This is a genomic window from Nitrospirota bacterium (assembly GCA_040757595.1).
GTDB lineage: Bacteria > Nitrospirota > Nitrospiria > Nitrospirales > Nitrospiraceae > JBFLWP01.
Window position 1 is genome coordinate 57,871 of record JBFLWP010000004.1, and the last position, 19,750, is coordinate 77,620.

Below are 19,750 nucleotides of genomic sequence, written 5' to 3' on the forward strand. Positions count from 1 at the left end.
CAGGAGCAGCCAAGGAGGCCAACCGGACAGGAGGGGCTGAACCGACGAGACCGAGACCAGAGAGCCAGTCGAGAGTCGACCGAGGGGAAGTTGGCGCGGTGGGACAGGGTAACCGTTCACATCGTCAGGCGTCAGGGAAGCTCGTGAGCAGAAAGGGTGCGGGGAGGAGATCAGGAAGCTCCTCCCCGCCGGAGACCGCTCCCGGTTATTAGCCGGTCACGTCGTTCCGATCCGCGTTCTGGAGATTCTGCTTGATGTCGTTGACGTACCACCGATCCAGCGTGGGGTCATTGTCCAGGTTGGCCCAGGCTGCCGATGTAAAGCCGACCGTGGTCGTGCTCGCGCCGGCCACGGCACCCACCGTGCTGCCGGGATCGTCGCCCGGATCGGGAATCCCGGTCCCGACGAAGATGCAGCTCGTGGTCAGGTTGGTCGCTGCGCAGGAGGTCGGTGCGGCAGCGTTTCCGCCGTTCGGTGCAGCGGAGTACTTGTACCGGTTGCTGGTCCCGGCCAGGGCGAATCCGATCTCCTGGAAGCTCCCGAATCGGGACTGCTCGCCGAAATAGGAGGTTTCGGCGACGAAGATGCCGCCCAGGTTCGTCTTGGCCTCAGCCTGACGGGACTGAGCCTGGTACCTCAAGAAGTTGGGAATCGCGATGGCGGCCAGAATGCCGATGATCGCCACCACGATCATCAACTCGATGAGGGTGAAACCCTTTTGACTGCGCAATGACTTCAACATGATCCCTCCTCCTTCCGTTTGTTTCCCCCGGCTCATCCCGACATCCATAGTTACGTGGGTCCTTAATGGAGCCGCCTCCTCGCGAGCCTCCAAGCAGGAGAATGTGCGCTGGACTAGAGAAGTGAGCAGGTTTCATGCCGTACCGTCCTGCCCGGACATTCAGGAGATTTTCAAAAGAAACCGTCTGGTTAGCGCATGAGACGGGCATGAGAAACGGTGCCTTGCCCTCGGGGTCTCCATTTTTCGTCCTGATATGCCGAGAATTGGCAGCACGGCCCTAAAATGCCACGTCATCCTGGTCCGCCGCGGCGAGCCCCTGCTTGAGGTCGTTGACGTGCCATTGATCGACCGTCGCATCGGTGTCCAGGTTGCCGGCGGCGGTCGCCGTGAAGCCCGGCGGTGACAGCGATCCCATCGCGACGAGCCCGGCGGTTCCCTGTCCGTCGGCGGCCGAGGTACCGATCCCGGACAAGATGCAGGAGGATGTGGTGGCTCCCCCACAGGAGGCCCCGGAGTTCCCCCCGTCGCCCGGGCTGCGGTAGGTATAGCGATTGGACGCGGCCGCCAAGGCGAAGCCCACTTCCCCGAAGCTGCCGAAGCGCGAGTTGGCTCCGTAGTAGGACAGTTCGGCGGCGAAGATGCCGCCCAGATTCGTCTTGGCTTCCGCCTGTCTGGATTGGACCTGCCACCTCAAGTATTGCGGAACGGCGATGGCGGCCAGAATGCCGATGATCGCCACCACGATCATCAACTCGATGAGGGTAAAGGCTTCTTGCTCGCGCAGACGATTTCGCATTGCCCACCTCATTCTTGCTGAGACCGCCCATCCAAGTTGAAGGCACAGGGATACTGGGGATAAGCACATTCAGTGCCAGAGCCGTGGCTCGTGCGACGATGGGCCGGCCCTCCGAGAACTAGCTCAATGTTTCCAGGGCTTTTTTGTACGGAGGCAGACGGTCAGAAAGGTTCACGGGGTGGGCTGCGGGGACGTGCCGCCGTGCTGGGAGACACGGTTCTTTGCCTGACGGACCCGCTCCTCCGAGGCCGGATCCCCCATGCCGCTCGCACGGAATCGCTCCATCAGCTTGACGTTGGTCGGATCCAGTTCCAGCGACCGGAGCCAGGCCTCTCGCGCTTCCGTGAGCCGGTGCTGCTTGAGGTAGATCTCGCCCAGGTGCTCGAAGATGACCGGATCGTCCTTGACCAGCGACACAGCCTTCTTCATCTCCGCCAGAGCCTCGTCGAACCGGTTCATCTTGAAGAAAGCCCACGCGAGGCTGTCGATGTAATACCCGTTGTTGGGCTTCAGGGACACGGCCCGCTGGATCAGCGACAGCGCCTCCTCGATCTTGATGCCGCGCTCGGTGTAACTGTAGCCAAGGTAATTCAGCGCGTCCGCGTGCTGTGGGTCCAACTTGAGCGCCGCTTCCATCGCCCGGACCACGTCGTCGAAACGGTTCAGCTTGTCGTAAGCGGTCCCCAGGTTGAAGTGGAGGTCCGCGCTTCCAGGATGCTGGCGGATGCCCTCCTCGAACACCTGCGAGGCTTGCGCGTACTGCTCGATCTGCAGGTAAGTCAGCCCCAAGAGCAGGTGCGCGTCAGGCTGCTTGGGATTCAGCCTGACGGCCTCGGCGAAATGCGTAATCGCCTCCTGGTACCGCTTCAGCCGGTACTGCAGGAACCCCATGTGCATGTGCCCGTCCACGTATGCTGGCTGCATCCGGACATTCTGTTCGTACGCGGCCATCGCCTGGTCGTACTGCTTGAGCTCCTCGTACATCAGTCCCAGGTAGTCCCGAACCCGCAGCTCGGCCGGACGGGCCGCCAGGATCTTCTGCAGCCGCTCGATGGCTTGGGGATAGTCCTTCATCTCGCCGAAGATCAGACCGATGCGGAGCTGGGTGTCCAGGTCGTCGGGGTCCTCGCGGAGCATGACCTCCAGCTCGTCGAGGGCCTCGCGGTAGAGCCGATCCTGCAGGTACAGGCGAATCAGGTGCTGCCGGACCTCCCGGCTGTGCGGGCTCACGGCCTGGAGGTACCGACGATACACCGAGGCGGCCTTATCCCGCTCCTCCCGGGTTTCGTACACCGACGCCAGCGCGATGTAGGCCGGCTCGAAGCTCGCGTTGACGGCGATGGCCCGCTCGAAGTTCGCGATGGCCCGCTCGTGCTGCTTGGTTTCGACGCCGATACGCCCCAAGTAGTAGTAGCCGAGCGGAGATCCCTGGGCCTTCTCGACCCCCTGCTCGAACGCCCGCTCGGCCTCGGGCAGCCGCTTCAGATTGACGAGCAAGACGCCCTTCGAGAAATACGGCTCGCTGCTCGCCGGATGGTGCTGGATCGCGCGATCGTAGAGGGCCAGGGCCTTGCCCGCCTGTCCCGCCCCTGCAAAGACGCCGGCCATCTGCAGGAGAATGTGCAGGTCGCGCACGTCCGCCTCGGCCACCCGGTCGGCGAATCGCACCGCCTTGACGACGTCGCCGGTTGCAAAGTAGAGCGAGGCCAGCCTGGATTTGAGCACGACCGAGGAGGGATCGCCGCGGAGGGCCGCGAGGTATTCCTTGATCGCCTGCTCGGAGTCCTTCTCCAGCTCAGCCTGGTAACCGAGAATGAAGTGGTAGTAGGAACGGGGATCGGCGGGAGGAGCTTGCGGCACCGGGCCGGCCGCCTGCTTGTCCGGCGCCGGGCCGGCCTCCGTGCCCGCTTGCGGCACGGTCGTGCAGGACACGACGATCGAGAGAATCAGGACGAGGCTGGCCAGCGACCGGGCCCATGCCCTCCGGAGCCGCCGCGGCGCGGTCACGCAGCCTCCCCCCCCGTTCGTCACGATTCTGTCCTTCCCCGTTGAGGCGCGCGAAATCGGCGCGATGGCCCGTCCTTCGAGTGACCGGATTATACGGGCTCCCCGGAGGGGGAGTCAAACGGCGTGGTCCTCTTCCATGTTCTCGAATTTCGCGAACTTGTCGAGGAAGACCAATTGGCGATCGCCGGTGGGCCCGTTCCGGTGCTTTCGGATGAGAATGTCCGCGATGCCCTTGCGCTCCGTCTCGGGCTCGTAGACGTCCTCGCGATAGATGAACATGACCACGTCGGCGTCCTGCTCGATGGCCCCGCTCTCCCGGAGATCGGCGAGCATCGGGATCGGCGGTTTGCGGCTCTCCACGGCGCGGCTCAACTGGGACAGGGCCATCACCGGCACGTTGAGCTCCTTCGCCAGGGCTTTCAGGGAGCGGGAAATGTCCGAGATCTCCTGCTGGCGCGACTCGGCGTCGGTGCGTCCCTGCATGAGCTGCAGATAGTCCACGATGATGAGGTCGAGGCGCTTTTGCTCCGCCAACAGCCGCCGCGCCTTGCCCCGCATCTGCTGCACGGTCAGCGAGCCCGTGTCGTCGATGAAGATGGACGCCTGCTCGAGCCTCCCGGCCGCCTCCGCCAGCCGCCACCAGTCCTCCTTCTGGAGCTTGCCGGTCCGGAGAAGGTGCGAGTCCACGCGAGCCTCCGAACTGAGCATCCGCAAGACCAGCTGGGCTTTCGACATTTCGAGGCTGAAGATGCCGACCACTTTCTGATGGTGGATGGCCGCGTGCTGGGCCATGCCCAGCGCCAGGCTGGTCTTGCCCATGCTGGGACGGCCGGCGACCACGATGAGGTCCGAGGGCTGCAATCCCGCGGTCAAATCATCCAGTCGTTCGAACCCGGTCGGAACCCCCGTCACCTTTTCCTTCCGCCGGGAAAGCGTATCGACGATGTCCAGGCTCTCCTTGATGATGTGCTTGAGCTCGGTGAAGGACCGGCCCAGCTTGCCCTGCGCCAGGCTGAAGACCGAGCGTTCCGCGAAGTCCAGCAGCTCGTCGACCGGCACGGTCCCGTCGTAACCCCGCTCGATCACGTCGGTCGAGGTCGTGATCAGCCCCCGCAGCAGCGCCTTGTCGCGCACGATCTTGCAGTGGTACTTGACGTTGGCGGCCGTCGGCACGACCTGGACCAGCTCGGCGAGATAGGCCGAGCCGCCCACCGACTCCAGCTCGCCCTTGGTCTTCAGGTGCTCGGTCAGCGTGATCTGGTCGATGACCTCGCCGTGCTCCGACAGGTCGAGCATGGCCTGGTAAACTTTGCGGTGGGCGGTCCGGTAGAAGTCCTCTTCCGTGAGCAACTCCATGGCCTTGGCCATGGCGGCATTGTCCAGCAGGATCGCGCCCAGGACGGACTGCTCGGCTTCGAGATTTTGGGGAGGGAGCCTGGGTTCCGACAGGTCCGGAGGCGTCATTTTCGTGATGGGTGATGGGTGATGGGTGATGGGGTCAGTTTAATCCTCATTCGTTCCGCCTTAACTTGTCACGCATCACCGATCACTTTTAATTAAGAGAGCGGGCAGTTCCTTGATCCTGACCGTCCTGCGCACGGACAGCCTTGGACCGGCCGCGACCAGGGCTTCCTCGGCGGACAGGCCCGGCGCGCCGAGAATCACCACGGCCGACGCCGCTTGCGCCCTTCCCTCCTCCACGGCCGACCGGACCGGGTCGGCCCCGGACGGGCGCAGCCGGCCCTGCAGGACCCGGAACCCGGCCTCGCGCAGCAGCCGGGAGACCTGGAACAGCCGGTCGCCCCGGCTCGCTTGGGCCGACACCAGCACGCCGGCGACGGACCGGGCACCCCCGTCCCCCCGATCCAGGGCGCGGAAGAGGCGATCCACGTCGAACGCGAAGCCGGTGGAGGGCAGATCCCGCCCGAACCGGCCGATCAGGTGGTTGTACCGCCCGCCCCCGCCCAGCTCGCAGCCGATCCCGTCGGCAAACACGTCGAAGACCACGCCGTCGTAGTAGTCGAACCCGCGGAACTCCCCCAGATCGAGCACCAGCCGCTGCTTGAGCCCGCAGTCGGCGAGCAGGCGATAGACCCGGGTGAGCCGGTCGAGCGCCGCGCGCAGATCCCGGTCCCGCCCGGCCAGCTTGCGTCCCTGCTCGAGCACGTCCTCCCGCCCGTAGAGGCCGGGCGCCGCCAGAATGCCGCGGGCCTTCGGCTTCGCGACCCGTTCCTCGGCCAGGATTTCCTCGAGCCGGGGCAGGTCCTTGCGCGCGGCGGCCTGCTCCGCCCGCTTCTGAGCGTCCGCCGAGAGGCCGGACTTGGCCAGGAGCCCCTTGAAGAACCCCACGTGGCCCAGCGAGATCGTAAAAGCCGACAGGCCGATCTGCTCCAGACAGTCGATCATCAGCGCGAGGATCTCCCCGTCCATCGCCACGTCGTCGACCCCGATCAGCTCCGCGCCGACCTGGAACAGCTCCCGTTCGCGTCCCGCATGCTCCGGCTCGTCCCGGAACACGGTCGTGCGGTAGCAGAGCCGAAGCGGCCGGTTGGGCTCCAGCAGCCCCATCGCGACGATCCGGGCGATCTGGGCCGTGACGTCCGGCCGCAGGAGCAGAATCCGCCCCGTCGTCCGGTCCGCGAACTTGTAGCACTGCTCGATCACCTCCGGCTCCAGGCCGGCCGAGAGGACGTCCAGGTACTCGAAGGTGGGCGGGATGATCTCCCGGTATCCCCAGCGGCCCAGACAGGCCAGCAGAGTCCCCTCCAGCCGGCGGACCCGCTCCGCGGTCTGGGGGAGGATCGTGGTCATGCCGGCCGGGATCAGGGCGCGGTCGTGGCGGGCGCCGATGGTCACGGGCTCGCGCAATGGGCGCTTGGGTCGACTGGCTTGCGACGGGCGGGGCATGGTGAAACAAGGCACGAGGCGAGAGGCACGGGGCAAGGGGAGGATCGGAACACCTCGCCCCTTGCCTCTGGCCCCGAGCCTCGCGCCTCTCCTTACGAGAGATCAACCAGCTTGACGGAGAGGATGTTCTGCCCGCGCCTGATCGTCTCGAGCATGCCGGACGGCAGGGGCGCGTCCAGCCCGATGATCAGCAGTGCGTTGCCGCCGCGCTCCTCGCGGGAACATTGCATCCTGGCGATGTTGACCTGGTGATCCCCCAGGACCTGGCCGACGCTGCCGATGACGCCGGGCCGGTCCACGTTGAGGATGAACAGCATGTGCCCTTCGGGCGCGACTTCGACGCGGAAGTCGTCGATCTCGATGACCCGGGGATCCTTGCGGTGGTAGAGGGTCCCGGCCAGCCGGTGCGTCTGCTTCCCGGCTTCGACGCGGACCCGGATGACGCTCGTGTAGTCGCCCGCGTCGCTGCTCTTGACCTCTTTGACCTCGATCCCCCGCTCCTTGGCGACCACCGGGGCGTTCACGTAGTTGACGGCGTCCTCCAGGATCGGCGTGAACAGCCCCTTCAGGACCGCGATCGTCAGGGGCGCGACGGCCAGGGCGGCCACGTCGCCGCTGTACTCGACCGTGACGCGCTCGAGCCCGCCCTCGAAGAGCTGGGCCTGCAGCCGGCCGAGCTTCTCCGCGAGCGTCAGGTAGGGCTGCAGTCGCGGCAGCAGCTCCGGGGAAACCGACGGAATGTTCACCGCCCCGCGCGCGATTCCTTTCGTGAAGTAGTCCACGATCTGCTCGGCGATCCCGATCGCCACGTTTTCCTGCGCCTCGGCCGTGGAGGCGCCGATGTGCGGGGTGCAGATGAAGTTGTCGAGGGTCAGCAGCGGATTGTCCGGCTTGACCGGCTCCTCCTCGAACACGTCGAAGGCCGCAGCCGCCACCCGCTTGCTCTTCAGAGCCTCGTAGAGGTCCCCCTCGTTGACGATCCCGCCCCTGGCGCAGTTGACGATCATCACGCCCGGCTTCATCGTCTCGATCACGTCCTTGTTGATCAGCGAACGGGTCTCGGGCGTGAGCGGGGTGTGGACCGAGATGATGTCGGCGCGCCGGAACAGATCCGCGAGATCCACCAGCTCGACGCCCATCTTGCTGGCCCGCTCCTCGGCCAGGTAGGGGTCGTAGGCGATCACGTTCATCGAGATGCCCTGGGCCAGCTTGGCCAGGTAGCCGCCGATCTGGCCGATGCCGACGATGCCGAGGGTCTTGTTGTAGAGCTCGACGCCCATGAACCGCTCCTTCTCCCACTTCCCCCCCTTCATCGAGGCGGTGGCCTGGGGAACGCGGCGGGTCATCGAAAAGATCATCGCCATCGTGTGCTCGGCGGTGGTGACCGTGTTCCCGCCGGGCGTGTTCATCACCACGATTCCGCGTCGGGTGGCGGCCTGGGTGTCCACGTTGTCCAAGCCGGAGCCGGCCCGGCCCACGACCTTCAGCCGCTCGGCCGCCGCGATCACGTCCGCCGTGACCTTGGTGGCGGAACGGACGACGAGCCCGTCGTACTGTTTGATCTCCCTGAGCAGGTCCTCCTTGGACAGCTTGGTCTTCACGTCCACCGTGAAGCCGGCCTTCTGGAGGATCTCGAGTCCCTGTTTCGACAGGCTGTCACTCACCAGAATCTTCATCGAGGTTCGCTCTCAACTCCCAGCTAGCAGACACCCGCCCTCAGCTCTTCACCATCAACAGTTCCTGAGCCTTGGCGACCCCGCTGCCCAGCTTGACCGGGTGTCCCAATCCCTTGAGCACCATTTCGGTCGCGGCCAGCGCCGTGATCACGTCGAAGGTGTCCATGTAGCCCATGTGGGAGATCCGGAAGATCTTGCCCTTCAAATGATCCTGCCCGCCCGCCGCGGTGATGCCGTACTGCACGCGGAGGTTCTTGTAGATCGCCTGGCCGTCCACGCCCTCCGGCGCCGAGACGGCGGTCAGGGCGTCGCTGGGCGACTCCTTCGGAAAGAGCGCGAGGCCGGCAGCCTTGACCCCCTCGCGCATCGCCTGGGCCAGACGGGCCTGGCGGGCGAAGACCGCCTCCAGCCCCTCGGCCTTGAACATCTTCAGGACCTCCTGCAAGCCCAGGATCATGGAGACGGCCGGCGTGTAGGCCGTCTGGTTCTTGCTCTGGGATTCCCGCTCTTTCTTGAAGTTGAAGTAAAAGGCGGCGTTCTTGGCCTTCTCGGCCAGTTGCCAGGCCTTCTCGCTGACGCTCACGAACGCCAGCCCGGGCGGCAGCATGAGGGCCTTCTGGGAACCGGTCACGACCACGTCGAGCCCCCAGGCGTCGGTCTTGATGTCGAAGACGCCCAGCGCCGTGATGGCGTCCACCACCAGGATCGTGCTCTCGCGGGGCTTCACGACCTCGGCCAGCGCCTTCACGTTGTGGGCCACGCCGGTGGAGGTCTCGCTCGCCTGCACGTAGACCGCCTTGATGGCCGGATCCTTCTTCAGCGCGTCGCTCACCTGCTGGGGATCCACCGAACGTCCCCACTCCACCTTGATCTCCGTCACCTGCACGCCGAAGGTCTTGCAGAGCTTCCCCCAGCGCTCCCCGAACTTGCCGCCGTTGACCACCAGCGCCTTGTCGCCGGGCGAGAGGAAGTTGGCCACCGACCCTTCCATCCCGCCGGTGCCCGAAGCGGCCAGGGTCAGCACGTCGTTACGCGTCTGGAAGAGCCACTTCAGGTCCTCCCGAACCTCGCCGAACAACTGGGCGAACTCCGGCGCCCGATGGTGGATCACGGGCCGGGCCATTGCGAGCAGAACCTCGGGCGGAACCGGTGTCGGACCCGGCGCCAGCAAATACCGCTTCAGCATCGTTCGGATCTCCTTCACGAGACGGTGAGCGTGTGAGCGTGCAGGAAGGCCGGTACGCTATCATTCCGGCGCCCCGACTGTCAAGGCAACCGAACCGTCAAAAGGGACTCGCGCGCGCACGATTCCGCCTCTTGCCTTCGGCGCAAGCCGGCAGGTTGACGACCTCCGCCGTCGCCACATCTTTCTTGACAACTTTCGGCGCCGCCATTACTTTAGAGGCCATGTGGAAGCGCGTCTCGTCGCTGTCGCTCCTGGCCGGGTCCGCGTGGTTTCTCTTTGCGGGAGCGGTCCCGATCTATGCCGGTCCACCCGAGGTCCAGGCTCAGACATCCGTGCCGGGCGAGCCGGAGGGAACCGGGCCGGACGCCCAGTCTGGGGATATGGAGCCGGTGGCCACGGCCGTCGCAACCCCGTCGGTGTCCGACGACGCGGAAGGACAGGCCGTCTCCTCCGCTCCGCTCCCTGAGTCCGGGACCCCGGCGCCCCCCACGCCGCCTGCCGAATCGCTCGAGAATCAATTGCCGCCCGTTCCGGTCTCCACCGCAGCCGCGCTCGCCGCGAGCGACTCCCTCTACAACATTCCGGTCGTGCGCGACCACAAGGTGGAAGGCCACCTGCGCTATTTCCACACGACGATCCGCAGCAAGTTCGAGCAGTGGCTGACCAGGCTCGGCCGGTACAAGCCGCAGGTCGAGCGGATCTTTTCGGAGTTCGACCTGCCCAGCGACCTGATCTTCCTCTCCCTGGTCGAGAGCGGCTTCAATCCCAACGCTTACTCCCGCGCCCGCGCGACCGGCCCCTGGCAGTTCATGAAGGGCACGGCAAAGCTCTACGGGCTGCGGGTGGACCAGTACGTGGACGAACGGCGGGACCCGATCAAGTCCACGGTCGCAGCCGCGCGGTATCTGCGCGACCTGTACGACCTGTTCGGCACCTGGCCGCTCGCAATGGCCGCCTACAACGCCGGCGAGGGCAAGGTCCTGCGCGCCTTGCAGAAGTCCAGCGCCGACAGCTTCTCGGAGATCGCCGAGACCAGGCACATCCGGCGGGAGACCAAGGAGTACGTGCCCCGCATCATGGCGGCCACGATCATCGCCAAGAACCCGGCCGAGTTCGGGTTCAGCCTGGACGAGCCGGTGCTGCACGAATTCGAGGAAGTGGTGGTCCACCGGGCCGTGCACCTGCGCGAGGTGGCGCAGGTCGCCGGCCTCTCTTTCGCCGAGCTGAAACGGCTGAACCCGGAGCTGCGTCGGGACGTGACCCCGCCGGACGATTCCGAATACCACCTCAAGGTCCCGGTCGGCACCAGGACGCTCGTCGGGCAGAAACTGGCTCAGGTTCCGACCTGGAAGCCACCGGCCCGTTTCGCGAAGATTTCCAAGCGGAAGGGTCACGCGGAATCGGCGGATGAATCGAGCGGCTGGTATCGGGTACGGGTGGGCGACAGTCTGTGGACGATCGCGAAGCGTTTCCGCGTGTCCGTCCGGGAGTTGAAGGAGCTGAACAACCTCTCCGGCCGCCGCATCAGGATCAAGCCCGGCGACCTGCTCGCCATCCGCTAGGATTCGTTCCGCCTACTTGGTCGGTGCCGAGGCGGGAGGGCTTCCGGCCGGAGCCCCGGCCGCCGGCTCAGCCGGCTGAGTCCCTTCCGGAGCCTTCTTCACTTCCAGCGCCTTGATCCTGATCGCAGCCTCGTTGGCGAAGGGCGAGGCGGGATAACTCTTCGTGAGGTCCTGGTACCGGGCCAACGCCCCTTCCGGGCGAGACTGGGCCTCCTCCAGCTTGCCGAGCTCGAACAGCGCCTGGTCCTTGTTCAGCGCGCCGGTCACCTCCAGCACCGCGGAGAAGGCCTTTTCCGCCTGGCTCCGATCGCCATTCAGCAGATACGCATAGCCCAAACGTTGATAGACCAATCCCAGCATGTTCTTGTTGGCCCCGTAGGTCGCGACGTATTTCTTGTACGCCTCGATCGCCCCGGAAAGATCGTTGATCTGCACGAGCGCGTTGCCGAGATGATAGAGGGCCAACTGGCCCGCGACGGTCCGGGGGTACTGGTCCGCCACCGCACGGAGTTGGCCGACGGCCTTCTTCAGATTCTCGTCCGCGAGCGCCGGCTTGTCGGCCGGACGGTTTAGGTAGAGCGTCATGGCTTGGTGGGTCAGTTCCATGGCCTCATCGGCCTGGCGATTGTAGTACCAGACCGCCGCCGCTACCGCCGCCACCACGGTGATCAGCACCGTGCCGGCCAACAGGACCCACCGGCTGTGCTGCTCGACGAGGACCAGGAGCCGCTCCATCCCGCTCAGGAGCTGCGCCTCGTCCGGAGTCGTCCGTCTGGGCTCGGTCTTGATCTTGAAAGACATGGTGCGGCTCGCCGCGCCGTTATACAAGGTTGCCGGAAGCGATGTCAATTCACGCAATCGGCCGGCTCCCGTCCCTTCACTCGTTGACAGAGCTGCACTGCCGGTATAGCGTACCGTCTACCGTTCTCCGCGTCCCATGTTTGAAGACCGACTCCAAGATCTGACCGAACGACACCTCCTGCGCCGGCTCAGGCTGGTCGAGTCGCCTCCCGGCCCGGAGGTCGTCGTGGACGGCCGCCCGGTCGTCCTCCTGGCGTCCAACGACTACCTGGGGTTGGCCACGCATCCGGCTCTGAAACAGGCGGCCGTCGCCGCGATCGACCGGTTCGGCGTCGGTTCCGGCGCGTCGCGGCTCGTCTCCGGAACCCTCCCGCCCCATCGGGAGCTGGAAGACGCGCTCGCGCGATTCAAGGGGACGGAGGCCGCGCTGACCTTCGGGTCCGGGTATCTGGCCAACGTGGGCCTCATCCCCGCGCTGATCGGCGCCGGCGGCCTGATCCTGGCCGACCGGCTCTGCCATGCGAGCCTCCTGGACGGCTGCCGGCTGAGCGGGGCCGACCGCCGGCGGTTCCGGCACAACGACCCGGATCACCTGGCCTCGCTCCTCGCCAAGCGCCCGGTCGGACGCGAGACCCTGATCGTCACCGAGGGGGTCTTCAGCATGGACGGAGACCTGGCCCCCCTTCCGGACCTGCTGGCTCTGGCGGAGCGGTACGAGGCGCGCCTCCTGGTGGATGACGCCCACGGGACCGGCGTCATGGGCCCCAACGGACGGGGAACGATAGAGCACTTCGGCTTGGAGTCCCGTCTCCCCTTTCACATGGGGACCCTGAGCAAGGCCTTGGGGACGAGCGGCGCTTACGTCGTCGGGCCGGCCGCGCTCGTCCAGTATCTGGTGAACACGGCCCGCTCCTTCATCTACACGACGGCCCCGCCGCCCGCCTGTGCGGCCGCGGCTCGGGCGGCGCTGGCGGTCTTGAGCGCCGAGCCGGAGCGGCGCACCAGGCTCTGGGACAACCGGAAACGGCTCCACGCGGGACTGACCGCCCTGGGCTTCCGTACGACCGACACGCAGAGCCCGATCATGCCGGTCCTGATCGGGGACGCCGAGCGGACCGTCGCCCTCGCCGACCGGCTGCTGCAATTGGGGGTCTACGCCCCGGCGATCCGCCCCCCCACGGTGCCCCAGGAGACCAGCCGCATCCGGACGACCGTCACTGCGGACCACCGGCCCGAACACATTGACCGGGCGCTGGCTGCCTTCCGTCAGGCAGGCAGCGAGCTGGGCCTGATCTAGTCGCCGTTCCCGTCGCCTCCCGGAATCGTTTTTTCCGTTCACTTGCCCGGGCAGTATTGGTATAGTTTCATCCACCGAACTCATGGCCCGCGCCCCGGGCGGCCCCTCTCCTATTTCCCCCGGGCGGTCCGGCCGAGCCTGGCGCAGCAGGAGGTTATATGGACATTACGCAGCTCCTCACCTTCGGCGTCGAACAGGGCGCCTCGGACTGCCACCTCAGCTCGGGCGAGCCGCCCATGTTGCGCATCCACGGAGACCTGAAGAAGCTGGACCATCCCCCCCTCTCCAAAGAGGAAGTCCACGACATGGTCTTCGACATGATGAACGACCTCCAGCGGAAGATCTTCCAGGAGCACCACGAGTGCGACTTCTCGTTCGAGATGGGCGAGATCGCGCGCTTCCGGGTCAACGTGTTCATGCAGCGGCGCGGCGAGGCGGCGGTCTTCCGGACCATCCCGACCAAGATCCTGGCCCTGGAGCAGCTCGGCATGCCACCGATCCTGCGGCAGCTCTGCGAGAAGGAGAAGGGCCTGATCCTCGTGACCGGCCCGACCGGCTCGGGCAAGTCCACGACTCTGGCCGCCATGCTCGACTTCCTGAACGACACCTTCGAAGGCCACATCCTCACGATCGAGGACCCGATCGAGTTCGTGCACAAGTCCAAGAAGTGCCTGGTCAACCAGCGGGAGCTGGGCCCGCACACCCATTCGTTCGCCAACGCGTTGAAGTCCGCACTGCGCGAGGACCCGGACATCATCCTGGTCGGCGAGATGCGCGACCTGGAGACGATCCAACTGGCCCTGACGGCCGCCGAAACCGGCCACCTGGTCTTCGGCACCCTGCACACCTCCAGCGCGCCCAAGACCGTGGACCGGGTCATCGACGTGTTCCCGCCGAACCAGCAGGCCCAGGTCCGCGCGCAGTTCGCCGAGTCCATCGAGGGGGTCATCACCCAGACCCTGCTCAAGAAAAAGGGCGGCGGGCGGTGCGCGGCGCTGGAGATCATGGTCGGCACGACGGCCGTGCGGAACCTGATCCGCGAGGCCAAGCTCCATCAGATTCCGGGCATCATGCAGGCCAGCAAGAAGGACGGGATGCAGACCATGGACATGGCCCTGGTGGACTTGGTCACCAAGGGGCTCGTGACCAAGGCGGAAGCCCAGGCCCGGAGCATGAACCCCAACCTGTTCGGCGGCGTGGCCGGGGCCGGCGGCGCCGCGTGATGTCCGGGTCGGCTCGATGAGGTCGTCGTCATGATCGACATCCACGAGGTTCTGAAGGTGGTGGTGGAGAAGGACGCGTCGGACGTGTACCTCACCGTGGAGTTGCCGCCGATGTACCGCATCCAGGGCGTGACCCAGCCGGTCGGCACCCAGCCGCTCACGAACGAGGAGCTCGAAGCCCTGGCCCAGAGCGTGATGCGGGACAAGCAGAAGAAGGAGTTCGAGCAGACGAACGAGATGAACCTGGCGCTCTACTATCCCGACCTGGGCCGCTTCCGCGTGAACATCTTCCGCCAGCGCGGAAACGTCGGGTTCGTCATCCGGCAGATCAAGGTCGAGATCGTCCCGATCGACAAGCTGGGGCTGCCCCCCATCATCAAGGACATCGCGATGACCAAGCGGGGCCTCGTCCTCTTCGTCGGCGCGACGGGCTCCGGCAAGTCCACCTCGCTGGCCGCCATGATCGACCACCGGAACGCGAACTCGCCCGGCCACATCATCACGGTCGAGGACCCCATCGAGTTCGTGCACCGGCACAAGAAGTCGGTCGTCACCCAGCGGGAGGTCGGGTTCGACACCCTGTCGTTCCAGGCCGCGCTGAAAAACACCCTGCGGCAGGCGCCGGACGTGATCCTCATCGGCGAGATCCGCGACACCGAGACGATGGAGGCCGGGATCGCCTTCGCCGAGACCGGGCACCTCTGCCTGGGCACCCTCCACGCGAACAACGCCAACCAGGCCATCGAGCGGATCATGAACTTCTTCCCCTCGGAGCGCCACGCCCAGATCTACCTGCAGCTCTCGATGAACCTGCGGGCCATCATCTCCCAGCGGCTCGTTCCGGGCGTGGACGGCAAGCGGGTGGCGGCCCTGGAGATCCTCATGGATACCCCGCGGGTCAAGGACCTGATCAAGAAGGGGGAGACGGACAATCTCAAGGAAGCGATGGAACAGGGGATCCAGGAGGGCTGCCAGACCTTCGACCAGGTCCTCTTCACCCTCTACCGGGACGGCAAGATCACCCTGGACCAGGCCTTGATCAACGCCGACAGCGCCAACAACCTGCGCCTGAAGATCAAGCTCGCCGGATTGAAGACCGACGAGACGCCCGGCGGCAAGATCGAGCCGGAGAGGCAGCAGGAGAAGCCCAAGGGCTTCCAGATCCAGGGCTTGCCGCCGGGCGGCGGCACCTTCCGCAAGCTCTGACCCCTCTCCCCTCGCCTCGCGCCTAGCGCCCCTCGCCGGGTTGCGGCGCATCTTCGGTCAATGATTCCAGGTAGGCTGCGACCTGGTCCAGCGCCGTCGCGCTGAGCTTCTGCCCGTACCAGGCGGGCATCGTCCGGTCCGGATAGCCGGGCACCACGTAGGCGCTCGGCTCCACGACCGACTCGACGATGTAGTCCCGCACCGTCTTGGCTTTCCCCCGATAGGACGGATCGGCCAGCCGCTGCCGGCCCGTCGTGCCGAGCGTGAGCGGGGGCCCGACCCGGCCGTCGGCTCCCTTGATGCCGGGAATCGTGTGACAGACCGGGCAGCCGGCCTTGACGAAGAGCTGGTCGAGCGGCTCCTCGCCGGTGACCAGCGGCACCATGGCCTGGGTCAGTTGGGGAAGGCCCCGCGCCGTCTTGGGGATCTCCGTCGGCCGTTGCGGCTTCTTTGCCGACGTCGTCAGTTCTCGAAAGGACCAGAGGGCCGTCAACAGCACGACCCCGACCACGAGGAACACCAGGGCCGTCTGGTTGGAACGGTCCTCCCCATCCTTCTTTGAGACCGGTCCGGACGGTTGCCGGTCCTCGTGCCGGTCGGACTGTTCGCCCAATGACTTCTCCTTCTTCTCGACGAGAGGGGATCGGACGGAGGGATCCGGCTAAGAGGCCCACTTGATCGTACAGCCGATGGCGTAGGTCGTCGGCTCGGCCGGCTCGGCCCCTTCGAGCAGGGCGTCGAGGGCCTCGCGCAGATAGTGGCGCGTCACGGCCCGGGGATTCTGCCAATTGTCGTCGATCTTGCCGGTGTAGGCGAGCCGGCGCCGGCGGTCAAACACGAAGAGCTGCGGCGTGTGGGTGGCGCCGTACGCTCGCGCGACCTCCTGCGAGGCGTCCCGCAGGTAGGGGAAGTTGAACCCCTTCGCCTTCGCGCGCGCGATCATCTCCGGGAAGCCGTCTTCGGGATAGCCCACGTCGTCGTTCGAGTTGACGGCGACCAGTTGCACCCCGCGCGCCGCATAGTCCCGCTGGATCGCCACCAGCCGGTCTTCGTACGCCTGGACGTAGGGACAATGGTTGCACGAGAAGATCACGACGAGGACCGGCTTGTCGGCGAAGCCGGCCAGGCTGGCCGTCCGCCCGTCCACGCCGGAGAGTGAAAAGTCCGGCGCCGGATCACCGATGTGGAGCGGCATGGGAGATCCAAGAGCAAATGGCTGATGGCTGATGGCCAATGGTTGGGCCCCTCTTCTTGTCCTGATTCTCAGGCGTGTGCCATACGCCATTCGCCATAGGCTCTTATCCTACTTCGGCACGTCCATCGCGCAGCGGAACCCGATGGTCCGGTCCTGAAAGTCCGGCTCCGCGGAAAACCGGGCCGTGACGCGGATGTTGCGCGGGGGGTCGTTCCAGCTTCCCCCGCGGAAGACCTTGCGCTCGCCGCTCGGAGGCCCGGTCGGGTTCTCCTTGGGGCTCTTCTGGTAATACTCGCGGTCGTACCAGTCCGCCACCCACTCGGCCGCGTTGCCGGCCATGTGATAGAGCCCGTAGGGGCTCTTCCCGCCGGTCTTCAACCCGTGCCGGATGCTCATCCCCTCCACGCCGCCGGTGACCGCCACGAGTGTGATCGCGTCGCTGACCCAGGCCCCCCGGTTGTAGTCCGCGATGTCCACGAACGGCTGCATGTCCCCCCAGGGATAGCGTCGGCCGTCCGTCCCCCTGGCCCCCTTCTCCCACTCGGCCTCCGTCGGCAGACGCTTGCCGGCCCATTTGCAGTAGGCCTCCGCATCCGTCCAGCTTACCCCCACCACCGGACGGTCCCCGGCCGACGCCAGCGCGTCGTCGTCCCAGGTCGGCGGGAGGGGGTGGCCCGACTCCTTGGAGAATTTCGCGAACCGGGCGATGGTGACCTCGTACTGGTCGATATAGTAGGGCTTCAGAAGCACCTTGTGCTCCGGCGCCTCGTTGTGGCTCCCCTGGTGCCAATCCATGCCCACGTTGTTCGTGCCCATGATGAACTCGCCCTCGGGGATCTGGACCATCGGGGCCTCGTCCTTCCCCATCGGCTTGGCCGCCGGCCCCTGGCCGTTCGGCGGCTCGCCGGCCCCCATGATCAGAAGAGCGGTCAGCAGCAATGCAGCTCCTTGCCCCAGTTGCGTTCGCGTCATGGTGTCCCCTCTGGATTCGGATCTCTAAGGACAGACCCCAGCATGGTTCATCCACGCGGCTTGGGAGGGAGCATGGGCGGAAGAGGGCGGCACGGAAGAAGAACGAAAGAGATTACGAACAGACCAGATTGACGTGCCTGAACCCCCGCCTCCCATCGTCCCCCCGCATCAACCTCGGGAGCAGCCGCCATCGGCCGGGAGGTAACCCAAACGGGATTCGGAAATGGTGGCGTCCCCAACGGGATTTGAACCCGTGTTGCCGGCTTGAAAGGCCGGCGTCCTAGGCCAGGCTAGACGATGGGGACGGTTCCCTGCTCAGTCTTTCAGCGACCGCGCCGCGTCCGCGCGAGCAGGCAAGGCGCGGCGCCGTCCGATGCCGGTCTTACGAACGATCGGGCCGTAGCCCTTCGCTCCGAAAATCAGGAGGCGGACGGGCAATTCACTCGAAGTCCAGGAAAACGCGCGGGATTCTAGCAGATGCCGTCCGGTGAGTCAAACCTTGGGCAGGCGGCTTGCTCCGTGAGCGGGCATCTGGCACCATGTCCTCCCGATCCATCGCCGATCCTGGTTCACGAAGGTCGCCGGCCGTTCTTCAAAAGGAGTTGCCCATGCCCGCCACGGACCACGTACTGGCTGCGAGACGAGACCCGGCCAAGAAACAGAAAAAACTCCCCGAGGAGACAAAAAACTGCCGACCCGCCTCTGCCGGCGGTCGGCGAGGCCATCGCCGACTTTGCCATGATCGAGGAGAGCGACCGGGTCATGGTCTGCCTCTCGGGCGGCAAGGACAGTTACGGCCGGGCGGTCAACCTGGATCAGAAACAGCCGGGCTTCCCCGCCCGGGTCCTGCCAGACTACCTGACGCGGCGCGGCACGTCGTGATCCGCCCCCTGGCCTATGTGAAGGAGGAGGACCTGGCGCGCTATGCGGAGCTGCGGCGGTTCCCGATCATCCCCTGCGACCTCTGCGGCTCGCAGGAGAACCTCAAGCGCAAGGAGGTCAAGGCCCTGCTGCGCGAGTGGGAGCGGCGGTTCCCGGGGAGCGTCGAGAACGTCTTCCGGGCCATGACCGACGTGGTCCCCTCCCACCTGATGGACCGGACCCTGTTCGACTTCGCGTCCCTGCGCGCGACCGGCCAAGCCGACGATGGCCCCCTCCGCTGAGCAAGACGGAGCGCCTCGGTCCAGACAGCCCCTGCTGGCGATCAGCCTGATCGTCGCCGTCATGTTGATCCTGCCCGCCTTCCTCTATTCGATCGCGCCGGAAGAGCCGCTCAAAACAGGGGTGGTGGTCTTCTCGAACGGACGGCACCGGGTGGCCCTCGCCGAGCCGGCCCGCTACCAACGACTGGGTTACGAGACCGCCTGCGTGCTGGAGCCGCACGACCAGTTGCTGATCGTCCAGGGGCTGGGACAGCGGCCGGACGGGACACTCCTCGTCCAAGCCGACGCGAAGAAGAAGCCCGAATTCCCCTTCTGTCCCCCGCAGGCCGAGGTCGTGGTCAAATCCCACCAGGTGGCGCAGAAGGAGAGCCTGTGGAGCCGGGTCAGGCTCGGACTGGCCGGCCTCTTCTCTCGGTAGGTCAGCCCTTCAACTTTTGGGAGAAGAGCTTGCGGAACTTGGCGACCTTGGGAGAGACCACGTAGGCACAGTAGGGCTGGGCCGGATTGCGGGCGAAATAGTCCTGGTGATAGTCCTCGGCCCTGTAGAAGGTCCCGGCCGGGACCACTTCCGTCACGATGGGCTTGTCGAAGACCCGCTCCCTCGCGAGCGACGCGATCACCTCCGTCGCCGCGTCCTTCTGTTCCGGCGAGTGGAAGAAAATCGCCGACCGGTACTGGGTGCCCACGTCGTTCCCCTGTCGGTTCAACTGCGTCGGATCGTGGATCGCGAAGAAGACCTCGAGCAGCTCCCTGTAGGAGACGACCTTGGGATCATAGACGATCCGCACCGCCTCGGCATGGCCGGTCCGGCCCATGCAGACCTGCTCGTACGTCGGGTTGGCGATCTGCCCGCCGATGTAGCCGGAGGCCACCGACTCCACCCCGCGCATCCGGACGTACACCGCCTCCAGACACCAGAAGCACCCGCCGGCCAGCGTGGCGATCTCCTTCCCTGACGGAGCCGCTTGCGCATCAGACATGGGGTTGCCCTCAGAACGTTGGATTATAGAGAAGGGA

Annotated in this window: 17 protein-coding genes, 1 tRNA gene and 1 pseudogene; 6 read left to right on the top strand and 13 right to left on the bottom strand. The window is 65.9% G+C overall.

Features of this window, described 5'->3' with window-relative positions:
- Nucleotides 1-208: 208 nt before the first annotated feature.
- From AB1411_05235 to AB1411_05265, 7 genes are all read right to left on the bottom strand, one after another.
- Complete coding sequence (locus AB1411_05235) at nucleotides 209-742, bottom strand: prepilin-type N-terminal cleavage/methylation domain-containing protein (GenBank protein ID MEW6542999.1); 534 nt, start codon at nucleotides 740-742, stop codon at nucleotides 209-211.
- 277 nt (nucleotides 743-1,019) lie between these two features.
- Nucleotides 1,020-1,538, bottom strand: coding sequence for a prepilin-type N-terminal cleavage/methylation domain-containing protein (locus AB1411_05240; protein ID MEW6543000.1), 519 nt, complete (start codon nucleotides 1,536-1,538; stop codon nucleotides 1,020-1,022).
- Nucleotides 1,539-1,709: 171 nt separating this feature from the next.
- Nucleotides 1,710-3,569 (bottom strand): tetratricopeptide repeat protein, encoded by a 1,860-nt coding sequence (locus tag AB1411_05245; GenBank protein MEW6543001.1) that lies wholly within the window; start codon nucleotides 3,567-3,569, stop codon nucleotides 1,710-1,712.
- Between the two features lie 90 nt (nucleotides 3,570-3,659).
- Nucleotides 3,660-5,009 (bottom strand): replicative DNA helicase, encoded by a 1,350-nt coding sequence (gene dnaB / locus AB1411_05250; GenBank protein ID MEW6543002.1) that lies wholly within the window; start codon nucleotides 5,007-5,009, stop codon nucleotides 3,660-3,662.
- A 75-nt stretch (nucleotides 5,010-5,084) separates the two neighbouring features.
- Nucleotides 5,085-6,401, bottom strand: a complete 1,317-nt coding sequence (gene hisZ, locus AB1411_05255) for an ATP phosphoribosyltransferase regulatory subunit (GenBank protein MEW6543003.1) — start codon at nucleotides 6,399-6,401, stop codon at nucleotides 5,085-5,087.
- A 143-nt stretch (nucleotides 6,402-6,544) separates the two neighbouring features.
- Nucleotides 6,545-8,128 (bottom strand): phosphoglycerate dehydrogenase, encoded by a 1,584-nt coding sequence (serA, locus tag AB1411_05260; protein MEW6543004.1) that lies wholly within the window; start codon nucleotides 8,126-8,128, stop codon nucleotides 6,545-6,547.
- 40 nt (nucleotides 8,129-8,168) lie between these two features.
- Nucleotides 8,169-9,314: an alanine--glyoxylate aminotransferase family protein gene (locus AB1411_05265; protein ID MEW6543005.1), complete on the bottom strand. Its 1,146-nt coding sequence runs from the start codon at nucleotides 9,312-9,314 to the stop codon at nucleotides 8,169-8,171.
- 221 nt (nucleotides 9,315-9,535) lie between these two features.
- Here AB1411_05265 and AB1411_05270 point away from each other — a divergent pair, with 221 nt between their 5' ends.
- Complete coding sequence (locus AB1411_05270) at nucleotides 9,536-10,876, top strand: transglycosylase SLT domain-containing protein (GenBank protein ID MEW6543006.1); 1,341 nt, start codon at nucleotides 9,536-9,538, stop codon at nucleotides 10,874-10,876.
- Between the two features lie 12 nt (nucleotides 10,877-10,888).
- On the opposite strand, the gene AB1411_05275 is transcribed toward AB1411_05270, so the two are convergent.
- On the bottom strand, nucleotides 10,889-11,677 hold the full coding sequence (locus tag AB1411_05275) for a tetratricopeptide repeat protein (GenBank protein ID MEW6543007.1): 789 nt from the start codon (nucleotides 11,675-11,677) through the stop codon (nucleotides 10,889-10,891).
- 136 nt (nucleotides 11,678-11,813) lie between these two features.
- Between AB1411_05275 and bioF the strand changes: the two genes are divergently transcribed.
- The 3 genes from bioF (at nucleotide 11,814) to AB1411_05290 (ending at nucleotide 15,403) form a co-directional block, all read left to right on the top strand.
- Nucleotides 11,814-12,974, top strand: a complete 1,161-nt coding sequence (gene bioF / locus AB1411_05280) for an 8-amino-7-oxononanoate synthase (GenBank protein MEW6543008.1) — start codon at nucleotides 11,814-11,816, stop codon at nucleotides 12,972-12,974.
- 158 nt (nucleotides 12,975-13,132) lie between these two features.
- Nucleotides 13,133-14,197: a type IV pilus twitching motility protein PilT gene (locus tag AB1411_05285; protein MEW6543009.1), complete on the top strand. Its 1,065-nt coding sequence runs from the start codon at nucleotides 13,133-13,135 to the stop codon at nucleotides 14,195-14,197.
- 33 nt (nucleotides 14,198-14,230) lie between these two features.
- Nucleotides 14,231-15,403: a PilT/PilU family type 4a pilus ATPase gene (locus AB1411_05290; protein MEW6543010.1), complete on the top strand. Its 1,173-nt coding sequence runs from the start codon at nucleotides 14,231-14,233 to the stop codon at nucleotides 15,401-15,403.
- Between the two features lie 22 nt (nucleotides 15,404-15,425).
- Here the strand turns inward: AB1411_05290 and AB1411_05295 are convergent, their stop codons facing one another.
- The 4 genes from AB1411_05295 to AB1411_05310 all read right to left on the bottom strand — a co-directional run bounded on the left by AB1411_05295 (nucleotide 15,426) and on the right by AB1411_05310 (nucleotide 17,875).
- Complete coding sequence (locus AB1411_05295; GenBank protein MEW6543011.1) at nucleotides 15,426-16,016, bottom strand: c-type cytochrome; 591 nt, start codon at nucleotides 16,014-16,016, stop codon at nucleotides 15,426-15,428.
- 48 nt (nucleotides 16,017-16,064) lie between these two features.
- Nucleotides 16,065-16,598 carry a thioredoxin family protein gene (locus tag AB1411_05300; protein MEW6543012.1) on the bottom strand — a complete coding sequence of 178 codons (534 nt, stop codon included), beginning with the start codon at nucleotides 16,596-16,598 and terminating at the stop codon, nucleotides 16,065-16,067.
- Between the two features lie 108 nt (nucleotides 16,599-16,706).
- On the bottom strand, nucleotides 16,707-17,570 hold the full coding sequence (locus AB1411_05305) for an SUMF1/EgtB/PvdO family nonheme iron enzyme (GenBank protein MEW6543013.1): 864 nt from the start codon (nucleotides 17,568-17,570) through the stop codon (nucleotides 16,707-16,709).
- A gap of 227 nt (nucleotides 17,571-17,797) precedes the next feature.
- Nucleotides 17,798-17,875, bottom strand: a tRNA-Glu gene (locus AB1411_05310).
- Between the two features lie 406 nt (nucleotides 17,876-18,281).
- Between AB1411_05310 and AB1411_05315 the strand changes: the two are divergent.
- Together AB1411_05315 and AB1411_05320 are read left to right on the top strand one after the other, a co-directional pair.
- Nucleotides 18,282-18,733 (top strand): annotated as a pseudogene (locus AB1411_05315) (hypothetical protein).
- On the top strand, nucleotides 18,717-19,151 hold the full coding sequence (locus tag AB1411_05320; GenBank protein MEW6543014.1) for a hypothetical protein: 435 nt from the start codon (nucleotides 18,717-18,719) through the stop codon (nucleotides 19,149-19,151). Before AB1411_05315 ends, AB1411_05320 begins: the two are co-directional and overlap by 17 nt.
- Nucleotide 19,152: 1 nt before the next feature.
- Here the strand turns inward: AB1411_05320 and msrA are convergent, their stop codons facing one another.
- Nucleotides 19,153-19,713 carry a peptide-methionine (S)-S-oxide reductase MsrA gene (gene msrA, locus AB1411_05325; protein ID MEW6543015.1) on the bottom strand — a complete coding sequence of 187 codons (561 nt, stop codon included), beginning with the start codon at nucleotides 19,711-19,713 and terminating at the stop codon, nucleotides 19,153-19,155.
- Between the last annotated feature and the right edge of the window lie 37 nt (nucleotides 19,714-19,750).

Coding starts and splice junctions, on each gene's coding strand:
- AB1411_05235 (MEW6542999.1), bottom strand. CDS start 742: ATGTTGAAGTCATTGCGCAGTCAAAAGGGTTTCACCCTCATCGAGTTG.
- AB1411_05240 (MEW6543000.1), bottom strand. CDS start 1,538: ATGCGAAATCGTCTGCGCGAGCAAGAAGCCTTTACCCTCATCGAGTTG.
- dnaB (MEW6543002.1), bottom strand. CDS start 5,009: ATGACGCCTCCGGACCTGTCGGAACCCAGGCTCCCTCCCCAAAATCTC.
- serA (MEW6543004.1), bottom strand. CDS start 8,128: ATGAAGATTCTGGTGAGTGACAGCCTGTCGAAACAGGGACTCGAGATC.
- AB1411_05265 (MEW6543005.1), bottom strand. CDS start 9,314: ATGCTGAAGCGGTATTTGCTGGCGCCGGGTCCGACACCGGTTCCGCCC.
- AB1411_05270 (MEW6543006.1), top strand. CDS start 9,536: ATGTGGAAGCGCGTCTCGTCGCTGTCGCTCCTGGCCGGGTCCGCGTGG.
- AB1411_05275 (MEW6543007.1), bottom strand. CDS start 11,677: ATGTCTTTCAAGATCAAGACCGAGCCCAGACGGACGACTCCGGACGAG.
- bioF (MEW6543008.1), top strand. CDS start 11,814: ATGTTTGAAGACCGACTCCAAGATCTGACCGAACGACACCTCCTGCGC.
- AB1411_05285 (MEW6543009.1), top strand. CDS start 13,133: ATGGACATTACGCAGCTCCTCACCTTCGGCGTCGAACAGGGCGCCTCG.
- AB1411_05300 (MEW6543012.1), bottom strand. CDS start 16,598: ATGCCGCTCCACATCGGTGATCCGGCGCCGGACTTTTCACTCTCCGGC.
- AB1411_05305 (MEW6543013.1), bottom strand. CDS start 17,570: ATGACGCGAACGCAACTGGGGCAAGGAGCTGCATTGCTGCTGACCGCT.
- AB1411_05320 (MEW6543014.1), top strand. CDS start 18,717: ATGGCCCCCTCCGCTGAGCAAGACGGAGCGCCTCGGTCCAGACAGCCC.
- msrA (MEW6543015.1), bottom strand. CDS start 19,713: ATGTCTGATGCGCAAGCGGCTCCGTCAGGGAAGGAGATCGCCACGCTG.